Source organism: Cellulomonas pasadenensis, assembly GCF_047229365.1.
Lineage (GTDB): Bacteria > Actinomycetota > Actinomycetes > Actinomycetales > Cellulomonadaceae > Cellulomonas.
In genome coordinates, this window is sequence record NZ_JBFTEP010000031.1 from 21,045 (window position 1) to 31,743 (window position 10,699).

Genomic DNA, 10,699 nt, shown 5'->3' on the forward strand with positions numbered 1-10,699 from the left:
GACGTCCGTGGTCCCGCGGGCCCGGTAAGGTGGCACGGCCACCCCCTTTAAGCCCGTCCTGTGAGGCGGGGAAGGAGCGCACACGCATGAGCACTGGCACACCCGCGCCCGCGTCCGGGCGCACCGACGGCGCCGCGGCGCCGGACCGGGAACCGCACGACGGCAGCCCCGCCGGGGCGCCGGGCTCGACCGAGGCGCTCGGCTCGACCGAGGCGCCCGGCTCGACCGAGGTGCTGGGTGCGGCGGACATCGGCCGCGCGCTGACCCGCATCGCCCACGAGGTCGTGGAGCGCAACAAGGGCGTCGACGACGTCGTCCTGCTGGGCATCCCGACGCGCGGCCTGCCGCTGGCGGAGCGCCTGGGGGCGCGACTCGCGCAGGTCGAGGGCCTCGCGGCCGGCGACCTGGTCGGCAGCCTCGACGTGACGATGCACCGCGACGACCTGGCACGGCAGCCCATCCGCACGATCGGCACGACGCAGGTGCCGGGCGACGGGATCGACGGCAAGGTCGTCGTGCTCGTCGACGACGTCCTGTACTCGGGGCGCACGATCCGCGCGGCGCTCGACGCGATCAGCGACCTGGGCCGCCCGCGCTCGGTGCAGCTGGCGGTCCTCGTCGACCGCGGCCACCGCGAGCTCCCGATCCGCGCGGACTACGTGGGCAAGAACCTGCCGACGGCGGCGTCCGAGCGCGTGCGGGTGCTGCTCGCGGAGACCGACGGCCGCGACGCGGTGCTGATCGAGAGCGCGGAGCGGGGGACCCGATGAGGCACCTGCTCTCGGCGGGCGACCTGACCCGCGACGAGGCCGTCCTCGTGCTCGACACCGCGGCGCAGATGGCCGCGACGCAGGGACGCGAGATCAAGAAGCTCCCGACGCTGCGCGGGCGCACGGTCGTCAACCTCTTCTTCGAGGACTCCACACGCACCCGCATCTCGTTCGAGACGGCCGCGAAGCGGCTCTCGGCGGACGTCATCAACTTCTCCGCGAAGGGGTCGAGCGTCTCCAAGGGCGAGTCGCTCAAGGACACGGCGCTGACGCTGCAGGCGATGGGCGCCGACGCCGTCGTCGTGCGGCACCCGGCCTCGGGCGCGCCGCACACGCTCGCGCACGCCGGGTGGACGCACGGTGCCGTCGTCAACGCGGGGGACGGCACGCACCAGCACCCCACGCAGGCGCTCCTCGACGCGTTCACCCTGCGCCGCCACCTGGTGGGAGACGGCGGGCGCGCGGACCCGACCGGCCGGGACCTGGCGGGCGCGCACGTGGCGATCGTCGGGGACGTGCTGCACAGCCGCGTCGCGCGCTCGAACGTGCAGCTGCTGCACACGCTCGGCGCGCGCGTGACGCTGGTCGCCCCGCCGACGCTCGTGCCGGTGGGCGCGCACGCGTGGACGGCGGACGTGTCCTACGACCTGGACGAGACGCTCGCGACCGGCCCGGACGCGGTCATGATGCTCCGCGTCCAGCGCGAGCGGATGTCGAGCGCGGGCGGCGGGTTCTTCCCGAGCCCGCTCGAGTACACCCGCGCGTACGGGCTCGACGGTCGCCGGCTCGCGGTGCTGCCGGACCACGCGGTGGTCATGCACCCGGGGCCGATGAACCGCGGTCTGGAGATCTCGGCGGACGCGGCGGACTCGCCGCGCGCCGTGATCGTCGAGCAGGTGGCCAACGGCGTCGCGGTGCGCATGGCGGTGCTGTACCTGCTGCTCGCGGCGGGCGAGCCCCGCACGGCGGCCGCGACGGGCCGGGACGAGGCGCGCACGGGCGTGCGCACGGACGAGACGAGGGTGCACGCGTGAGCACGACGTACCTGCTGCGGGGCGTGGCGCCCCTGGGTGGCGACCGCACGGACGTGCGGGTGGAGGACGGCGTCGTCGCGGCGGTCGGCGCGGACGCGTCGGCGGACGGCGCGACGGTGGTCGACGGGGACGGGCTGGTGCTCCTGCCCGGCCTGGTCGACCTGCACACGCACCTGCGCGAGCCGGGCCGCGAGGACGCCGAGACGGTGGCGTCCGGGACGCGCGCCGCGGCGGCGGGGGGCTTCACCGCGGTGCACGCCATGGCGAACACGTCGCCGACGCAGGACACCGCGGGCGTCGTCGAGCAGGTGTGGCGCCTCGGCCGCGACGCGGGCTGGGTGGACGTGCGCCCTGTCGGCGCCGTGACGGTCGGCCTGGCGGGGGAGCGGCTCGCGGAGCTGCAGGCGATGGCGCGCTCCGCCGCCGCCGTGCGCGTGTTCTCGGACGACGGGAAGTGCGTGCACGACCCGGTGCTGATGCGCCGCGCGCTCGAGTACGTCAAGGCGTTCGACGGGGTCATCGCGCAGCACGCGCAGGAGCCGCGGCTCACCGAGGGCGCGCAGATGCACGAGGGCGTGGTGTCCGCCGAGCTGGGGCTCGCGGGCTGGCCGGCCGTCGCCGAGGAGGCGATCATCGCCCGCGACGTCCTGCTGGCCGAGCACGTCGGCTCGCGGCTGCACGTGTGCCACCTGTCGACGGCCGGCTCGGTCGAGATCATCCGCTGGGCGAAGGCGCGCGGGATCGCCGTGACCGCCGAGGTCACGCCGCACCACCTGCTCCTCACCGACGAGCTGGTCCGCGGCTACGACCCGCGGTACAAGGTGAACCCGCCGCTGCGCACGGCCGAGGACGTCGAGGCCGTCCGCGCGGGACTGGAGGACGGCACGATCGACGTGGTGGCCACCGACCACGCGCCGCACACGCGCGAGGACAAGGACTGCGAGTGGGCCGCCGCCGCCTTCGGCATGACGGGGCTGGAGACGGCGCTGCCGGTCGTGCAGGCGACGATGGTCGACACCGGCCGCCTGACGTGGGCGGACGTCGCACGGGTGCTGTCGGCCACGCCGGCGCGCATCGGTCGCGTGCCCGGTCAGGGACGCCCCGTCGCGGTCGGCGAGCCCGCGAACCTCACGCTCGTGGACCCGGCCGCGCGCCGCACGGTGGTGCCGGAGCGGCAGGCGACCGCGAGCGTGAACTCGCCGTTCGCCGGCACGGAGCTGCCCGGCGCCGTCGTCGCGACGTTCCTGCGCGGCCGCGCCACGGTGCTCGACGGCGTGCTCGTCGACGCACCGGCGGGGGTGGGCGCCTGATGCCGACCTGGGTCTCCGTCGTCGTCGTCGTCCTCCTGCTCGCGCTGGCCCTGTGGGGCATGCGCGCGGGCTGGCGCTCGCGCGGCCGCCGCACCGCCCTGCTCGTCCCGTCGCTCCCCGCCGTCCCCGAGGAGCTCGGGGCCGCGCGCACGGAGCCGGCGGAGGCCGTCTACGTCTCGTCCACCCGTGCCGGCGACTGGCTCGACCGCGTGGTCGCCCACGACCTCGGCGCCCGCAGCGCCGCCGTCGTGCGGGTGCACGACGCGGGCGTGCTCGTGCGCCGCACGGGCGCGCAGGACGTCTGGGTGCCGGCCGGGCGGCTGACGGCCGTCGGCACCAGCCGCGGCCAGGCGGGCAAGTTCGTCGGGCCCGAGGGGCTCGTGGTCCTCACCTGGGTGCCCGACCCCGCCACGGGCACCGCCCTCGACACCGCGCTGCGCGTGCGCCACGACGCCGACAAGGAGGCGCTGCTCACCGCCGCGCGCTCCCTCGTGGCGACCGCCGGCGACCACGGCGCCCACCCCGACCGCGCCGTCCCCGACAGCGCGCCCCGACCGCAGGAGGAGCAGGCATGAGCGACGCGATCCTCGTCCTCGAGGACGGCCGCACGTTCACCGGCCGCGCGTACGGCGCGACCGGGCGGACGCTCGGCGAGATCGTCTTCAACACCGGCATGACCGGCTACCAGGAGACGCTCACCGACCCGTCGTACCACCGGCAGGTCGTCGTCATGACGGCGCCGCACATCGGCAACACCGGCGTCAACGACGAGGACCCCGAGTCCCGGCAGATCTGGGTCGCCGGGTTCGTCGTGCGCGACCCCGCCCGGCGCCCGTCGAGCTGGCGCTCGCGCCGCACGCTCGACGACGAGCTCGCCGAGCAGGGCGTCGTCGGCATCAGCGGCATCGACACCCGCGCCCTGACGCGGCACCTGCGGGAGCGCGGCGTCATGCGCGCCGGCGTGTTCTCGGGCGACGCGCTGGTCCGGCCCGACGGCGACCGCCGCCCGGTCGACGAGCTCCTCGACGAGGTGCGCGCGGCGCCGGCGATGGCGGGCGCCGACCTCGCGGGCGAGGTGAGCGTCGACGCCGCCTACGTCGTGCCCGCCCTCGGCCCCGACGGCACGCCGCTGGCGGAGCCCGTCGCCCGCGTCGCGGCCGTGGACCTCGGCATCAAGTCGATGACCCCGCAGCGGCTCGCGGAGCGCGGCGTCGAGGTGCACGTGCTGCCCGCGACGTCGTCGATCTCGCAGGTACTCGAGCTCGGCCCGGACGGCGTCTTCTTCTCCAACGGCCCCGGCGACCCGTCGGCGGCGCGCCACGAGATCGACCTGCTGCGCGGCGTCCTCGACCGCCGGATCCCGTTCTTCGGCATCTGCTACGGCAACCAGCTGTTCGGCCGCGCCCTCGGCTTCGGCACGTACAAGCTGCAGTACGGCCACCGCGGCGTGAACCAGCCGGTGATGGACCGCACGACCGGCAAGGTCGAGATCACGGCGCACAACCACGGGTTCGCGGTCGACGCGCCGCTGGACGCCGAGACGGTCGCTCCGTTCGACGGCGGCCGGTACGGGCGGGTGCGCGTCTCGCACGTCGACCTCAACGACGACGTCGTCGAGGGCCTCGAGGCGCTCGACCTGCCCGCCTTCTCCGTGCAGTACCACCCGGAGGCTGCGGCCGGCCCGCACGACGCGGCCTACCTGTTCGACCGCTTCGTCGACCTCATGACCCGCCACCCCGACGGCACCGCGGACGACGCGGGCCTCCACGACTCCCAGAAGGGCGCCGCCTGATGCCCCGCCGCGACGACCTGCACAGCGTCCTCGTCATCGGCTCCGGCCCGATCGTCATCGGGCAGGCCGCCGAGTTCGACTACTCCGGGACGCAGGCGTGCCGCGTGCTGAAGGAGGAGGGCCTGCGGGTCGTCCTCGTGAACTCCAACCCGGCGACGATCATGACCGACCCGGAGTTCGCCGACGCCACCTACGTCGAGCCGATCACCACCGAGGTCCTCACGTCGATCATCGCCAAGGAGCGTCCCGACGCGATCCTGCCGACGCTGGGCGGCCAGACGGCCCTCAACGCGGCGATCGCGCTCGACGAGGCCGGCGTGCTCGAGGAGTACGGCGTCGAGCTCATCGGCGCGAACATCCCCGCCATCCAGAAGGGCGAGGACCGCCAGCAGTTCAAGGAGGTCGTCGCGGTCTCCGGCGGCGAGTCGGCGCGCTCGTGGATCGTGCACACGGTGGACGAGGCGCTGCAGGCGGCCGAGGACCTCGGGTACCCGATGGTCGTGCGCCCGTCCTTCACCATGGGCGGCCTCGGCTCCGGCCTCGCGTACGACGAGACGGACCTGCGCCGCATCGTCGGCCAGGGCCTGCACTACTCGCCGACCACCGAGGTGCTCCTCGAGGAGTCGATCCTCGGCTGGAAGGAGTACGAGCTCGAGCTCATGCGCGACAAGCACGACAACGTGGTGGTCGTCTGCTCGATCGAGAACGTCGACGCCGTGGGCGTGCACACCGGCGACTCGGTCACGGTCGCACCGGCGCTCACGCTGACGGACCGCGAGTACCAGCGCCTGCGCGACATCGGCATCGCCGTCATCCGCGAGGTCGGGGTCGACACCGGCGGCTGCAACATCCAGTTCGCGGTGCACCCGGACACGGGCCGCGTCGTCGTCATCGAGATGAACCCGCGCGTGTCGCGCTCGTCCGCGCTGGCGTCGAAGGCGACGGGCTTCCCGATCGCGAAGATCGCCGCCAAGCTCGCGGTCGGCTACACGCTCGACGAGATCCCGAACGACATCACGGGCTCGACGCCCGCCTCGTTCGAGCCGACCCTCGACTACGTCGTGGTGAAGGTGCCGCGGTTCGCGTTCGAGAAGTTCCCCGCCGCGGACGACACGCTGACGACGACCATGAAGTCGGTCGGCGAGGCGATGGCGATGGGCCGCAACTTCACCGAGGCGCTCGGCAAGGCGATGCGCTCGATCGACAAGAAGGGCTCGACGTTCCACTGGGACGACGAGCCCGCGCAGGGCGAGGAGCTCGACCGGCTCGTCGCGTCGCTCTCGCGGCCCACCGAGGGCCGGCTGATCGACGTGCAGCAGGTGCTGCGCGCCGGCGTCCCCGTCGACGAGGTCTACGCGCGCACGGGCATCGACCCGTGGTTCCTCGACCAGGTGCAGCTCGTCAACGAGGTGGCCGCCGAGACGGCCGCGGCCCCGGCGCTCACGCGCGAGGTGCTCGCGCACGCCAAGCGGCACGGCCTGTCCGACGCGCAGGTCGCGTCCCTGCGGCAGACCAGCGAGGACGCCGTGCGCCGCACGCGCTGGGCGCTCGGAGTGCGGCCCGTCTACAAGACGGTCGACACGTGCGCCGCCGAGTTCGCGGCCCGCACGCCGTACCACTACTCGTCCTACGACGAGGAGACCGAGGTCGCGCCGCGCGAGCGCCCCGCGATCCTCATCCTCGGCTCCGGGCCGAACCGGATCGGGCAGGGCATCGAGTTCGACTACTCGTGCGTGCACGCCGCGCTCGCCCTCAAGGGTGAGTTCGAGACCGTCATGGTCAACTGCAACCCCGAGACGGTGTCGACGGACTACGACACGTCGGACCGCCTCTACTTCGAGCCGCTGACGTTCGAGGACGTGCTCGAGGTGTACGAGGCCGAGCTCGCGGCGGGCCCCGTCGCGGGTCTGATCGTCACGCTCGGCGGCCAGACGCCGCTGGCGCTGGCGCAGCGCCTCGCCGACGCCGGCCTGCCCATCCTCGGCACGCCGCCCGCGGCGATCGACGCCGCCGAGGACCGCGGCGAGTTCGGCCGGGTGCTCGAGGCGGCCGGCCTGCCGGCGCCGGCGTTCGGCACCGCGACGACGCTCGACGGCGCGCGCGAGACGGCGCGCCGCATCGGCTTCCCGGTGCTCGTGCGTCCCTCGTACGTGCTGGGTGGGCGCGGCATGGAGATCGTCTACGACGAGCCCCAGCTCACCGAGTACGTCGAGCGCGCGCTGGCCGACGCGGCGGGCACCCGCGCGTCGCTCCCGCCGCTGCTCATCGACCGGTTCCTCGACGACGCGATCGAGATCGACGTCGACGCGATCTACGACGGCACCGAGCTGTACCTCGGCGGCGTCATGGAGCACATCGAGGAGGCCGGCATCCACTCCGGCGACTCGGCGTGCGCCCTGCCGCCCATCACGCTCTCGGCGGCGGAGCTCCAGCGCATCCGCACCTCGACCGAGGCGATCGCGCGGGGCGTCGGCGTGCGCGGTCTGCTGAACATCCAGTTCGCGCTCGTCTCCGACGTGCTCTACGTGCTCGAGGCGAACCCGCGCGCGTCCCGCACGGCACCGTTCGTGTCGAAGGCGACGGGCGTCTCGCTCGCGAAGGCGGCGGCGCTCGTCATGGCCGGCCGCTCCGTGGCTCAGCTGCGTGCGGAGGGCGTCCTGCCCGAGGTGGACGCCGGCACGCTGGACCTCGACGCGCCGATCGCCGTCAAGGAAGCCGTGCTGCCCTTCAAGCGGTTCCGCACGGCCGACGGCACGGTCGTCGACACCGTCCTCGGCCCGGAGATGCGCTCGACGGGCGAGGTCATGGGCTTCGACGTCGACTTCCCGACCGCGTTCGCGAAGTCCCAGGAGGCGTCGTTCGGCGGCCTGCCGCAGGCCGGCACGGTGTTCATCTCCGTCGCCGACCGCGACAAGCGCTCGATCGTCTTCCCGGTGAAGCGCCTCGTCGAGCTCGGCTTCGAGGTCCTCGCGACCGAGGGCACGGCCGCCGTGCTGCGCCGCTCGGGCATCGCGTCGCGCGTCGTGCGCAAGCACTCGGCGCGCCGCGGCCCGGCGGGGGAGCCGACGATCGTCGACCTCATCACCGCCGGCGAGGTCGACATGGTGGTCAACACGCCGTCCGGGCAGGGCGCGCGCGCCGACGGCTACGAGATCCGGGCCGCCACCACGGCCGCCGACAAGGCCATCGTCACCACGGTCCAGCAGCTCGGCGCGGCCGTGCAGGCCATCGACGCGGCCCGCAGCGGACCGTTCCGGGTGACGAGCCTGCAGGAGCACGCCGCCGCGGCGGCGGACCTCCTGCCCGCCGTCGACCTGGGGCGCCCCCGCGGCGGGGAGGCGCGCGACCTGCGCGGCCTCGGGCCGGCACCCGCGCCCGCGGTGGCCGGGGCACGGCTCGCCGCCCTGACGGGGGTCGTGGCCGGGACGGCGGCGCCCGGGGTCGTCGTCGCCGGGGTCGTGCACGCGGAGCTGCTCGTCGCGCGGCCGTTCGCCGCGGCCAACGGCGTCGTCGCGCGGGCCGTGGCGCGCTGGCTCACGACGACGACCGGCCTGGACCCGACCGGCACGGTGCTGCCCGAGCCGGGGTGGGCGGCCGCGCCCGCGCCGTACCTCGCGGCGGCCGCGCGCTACGCGGCCGGGACGCCGGACGGGGTCGCGGGGTGGCTGGTGGGCTACGCGGACGCGGTGCGGGCGGGGGCCGGGGCCGCGCGCGACGTCGCGGACGCGGTGCTCGCCGGGCGGCTGGGGGGCAGCGGGCGCTGAGGGCGGGCGCCGGGCGGGGGCGCCGGGGGAGTCGTCGTGGGAGTCGTCGTGGCCGGCGCGCACGGGTGCGGACACGGACGACGGCGCCCGTCACCGGACGCCGCCTCCGACTCGACGACCGGGGTGATCAAGCGTGCTGCCACGAAGAGGTTCGCTCCGGGACCAGCCCGGTCGACCTGCCGAAAGTAGGCGTCCTGCGCGTGGGTGCCCTCGGTCGTTCTGTTGTGGCACCGGTCTACACCCGGCGGCGGAGGGCGGCAACGGTGCGGTGCGTCCGCGCAGGTGGACGGCGCCGCGGTGCTCGGAGGGCGAGACGCGGGGGTCGCCTGCCGGGACGGCGGGCGGCGGCGGGCGGGTGCGGGGACGGCGTGCGGTACGACGGCTCAGCGGGTGGGGCGGGGACGGCGCCGGAGCAGGACGACGACGGCGGTCACGACGAGCACCGCGCCCAGCACCGCCGCGACCGTCGCGCCCGCCCGCCGGTCGAGGGCGCGCAGCGGCACCGGGCGGCGGAACGTCAGGACGCCCCAGCCGTGCTCGGCGGCCAGCCGGCGCAGGGCGCGGTCGGGGTTCACGGCGTACCCGTGCCCGACGACGGCGAGCATCGGCGCGTCGGTGACGGAGTCGGAGTACGCGTAGCTGGCGTCGAGGTCGTACCCGCGCGCGGCCGCGAGCTCGCGGATCGCCGTCGCCTTGTTCTCCCCGTACGCGTAGAACTCGATCTCGCCGGTGTACCGCCCGTCCGCGACGGCCATGCGTGTCGCGACGACGGCGTCCGCGCCCAGCATCTGCGCGATCGGCTCGACCACCTCGGCGCCCGACGCCGAGACGACCACGACGTCGCGCCCCGCGGCCTGGTGCTCGGCGATGAGCTCGACCGCCTCGGCGTAGACCGTGGGGTCGATCGACTCGTGCAGCGTCGCCCGCACGACGGCGGACACGGTGGCGACGTCCCAGCCGGTCACGGTGCGGGACAGCTGCGCGCGCAGCCGCTCGGTCGCCGCGGCGTCCGCGCTGCCGAGCAGGTAGGCGAGCTGCGCGTACGCGGAGGCCACCACGCTGCGGCGCGTGAGCAGGCCCTCGGCGAGGAACCCCTTGGAGAACGCCGTCGCGGAGGACGTCGCGATGATCGTCTTGTCGAGGTCGAAGAACGCCGCGGCACGGACCATCCGCAGGACACTAGCGGGACCCGCCGACGTGCGTGCGCCGGACGCACGGGCGGCACGGCCCGGCGGCGGTGAGCCGACCACAGCCCGGGCGCCGGAGCGCGCGTCCCCCGGTCCCGGCCCGCGCTCCTCCGTCGCGTCGCGCGGACGCGCAGCCTGGCCCACGGCGGCGCCGACCGGCGCCCGGACGGAGGCGGGGTGCGGTGGTGCGGCAGGTGCGACGGGCGGCGGTGGTCGGGGTCGTGGGCGCGGCGGGCGGCGTGGGGGCGTCCACGTTCGCGGCGCTGCTCGCGCAGCGCACGTCGCGCACGACGTCGACGGTGCTCGTCGACCTCGTCCGCGGCGGCGGCGGGCTGGACGTCGTCCTGGGCGCCGAGGGGGTCGAGGGGGCGCGCTGGCCCGACCTGCGCGGCGCCGGTGGCGACGTCCGCGGCGACGACGTCGTGGCGCTGCTGCCGCGATGGGGGGCGTGCGCGGTGCTGTCCGGCGACCGCGAGCGCCCCGACCCCGTCGAGGCGGGCGTCCGGGTCGACGTGCTGCACGCGGTGTCGTGCACCGTCGGCGCGGTCGTGCTCGACCTCGACCGCGGGGACGTCGTCGACGGCCACGCGCCGTTGCCGGCGTGCGACGCGGTGGTGGTCGTCGCGCGCGCCGACCTGCGGTCCGTCGCGGGCGTGCTCGCGCTGCGTCCCCGGCTCACGGCCGCCGGGACCGGGGCGGGGCTCGTCGTGCTGGGGCGCCCGCCGGGCGGTCTGGCGGCGGCCGACGTCGCCGCGGCGACCGAACTGCCCCAGTGGGCGAACCCCGGGCCGGAACCCGCCCACCCCCCACCCAGGCTAATAAAAACAAAACACAACCCACCA

8 protein-coding genes are annotated in these 10,699 nt (G+C 75.4%); 7 read left to right on the forward strand and 1 reads right to left on the reverse strand.

The window, feature by feature from the left end; all coding sequences use genetic code 11:
• The first annotated feature begins 86 nt into the window (after positions 1-86).
• From pyrR to carB, 6 genes are read left to right on the forward strand one after another with little or no spacing between them, the layout of a single operon-like run.
• Complete coding sequence (pyrR, locus tag AB6N23_RS06635; protein ID WP_412865304.1) at positions 87-770, forward strand: bifunctional pyr operon transcriptional regulator/uracil phosphoribosyltransferase PyrR; 684 nt, start codon at positions 87-89, stop codon at positions 768-770.
• Positions 767-1,804 carry an aspartate carbamoyltransferase catalytic subunit gene (locus tag AB6N23_RS06640; RefSeq protein ID WP_412865305.1) on the forward strand — a complete coding sequence of 346 codons (1,038 nt, stop codon included), beginning with the start codon at positions 767-769 and terminating at the stop codon, positions 1,802-1,804. Before pyrR ends, AB6N23_RS06640 begins: the two co-directional genes overlap by 4 nt.
• Positions 1,801-3,114 carry a dihydroorotase gene (locus tag AB6N23_RS06645; RefSeq protein WP_412865306.1) on the forward strand — a complete coding sequence of 438 codons (1,314 nt, stop codon included), beginning with the start codon at positions 1,801-1,803 and terminating at the stop codon, positions 3,112-3,114. The genes AB6N23_RS06640 and AB6N23_RS06645 overlap by 4 nt, the downstream gene beginning before the upstream one ends.
• Positions 3,114-3,689: a PH-like domain-containing protein gene (locus tag AB6N23_RS06650; protein WP_412865307.1), complete on the forward strand. Its 576-nt coding sequence runs from the start codon at positions 3,114-3,116 to the stop codon at positions 3,687-3,689. Before AB6N23_RS06645 ends, AB6N23_RS06650 begins: the two co-directional genes overlap by 1 nt.
• Positions 3,686-4,906 carry a glutamine-hydrolyzing carbamoyl-phosphate synthase small subunit gene (carA, locus tag AB6N23_RS06655; protein WP_412865308.1) on the forward strand — a complete coding sequence of 407 codons (1,221 nt, stop codon included), beginning with the start codon at positions 3,686-3,688 and terminating at the stop codon, positions 4,904-4,906. Before AB6N23_RS06650 ends, carA begins: the two co-directional genes overlap by 4 nt.
• Complete coding sequence (gene carB, locus AB6N23_RS06660) at positions 4,906-8,670, forward strand: carbamoyl-phosphate synthase large subunit (RefSeq protein WP_412865309.1); 3,765 nt, start codon at positions 4,906-4,908, stop codon at positions 8,668-8,670. The genes carA and carB overlap by 1 nt, the downstream gene beginning before the upstream one ends.
• Before the next feature lie 383 nt (positions 8,671-9,053).
• On the opposite strand, the gene AB6N23_RS06665 is transcribed toward carB, so the two are convergent.
• Entirely contained in the window at positions 9,054-9,839 is a 786-nt protein-coding gene (locus tag AB6N23_RS06665) for an HAD family hydrolase (protein ID WP_412865310.1), read from the reverse strand.
• A 203-nt stretch (positions 9,840-10,042) separates the two neighbouring features.
• Between AB6N23_RS06665 and AB6N23_RS06670 the strand changes: the two genes are divergently transcribed.
• Positions 10,043-10,699, forward strand: a 657-nt coding sequence (locus AB6N23_RS06670) for a CpaE-like family protein (protein ID WP_412865311.1), incomplete at its 3' end; no start/stop codon positions are given.

Coding starts and splice junctions, on each gene's coding strand:
- pyrR (WP_412865304.1), top strand. CDS start 87: ATGAGCACTGGCACACCCGCGCCCGCGTCCGGGCGCACCGACGGCGCC.
- AB6N23_RS06640 (WP_412865305.1), top strand. CDS start 767: ATGAGGCACCTGCTCTCGGCGGGCGACCTGACCCGCGACGAGGCCGTC.
- AB6N23_RS06650 (WP_412865307.1), top strand. CDS start 3,114: ATGCCGACCTGGGTCTCCGTCGTCGTCGTCGTCCTCCTGCTCGCGCTG.
- carA (WP_412865308.1), top strand. CDS start 3,686: ATGAGCGACGCGATCCTCGTCCTCGAGGACGGCCGCACGTTCACCGGC.
- carB (WP_412865309.1), top strand. CDS start 4,906: ATGCCCCGCCGCGACGACCTGCACAGCGTCCTCGTCATCGGCTCCGGC.
- AB6N23_RS06665 (WP_412865310.1), bottom strand. CDS start 9,839: ATGGTCCGTGCCGCGGCGTTCTTCGACCTCGACAAGACGATCATCGCG.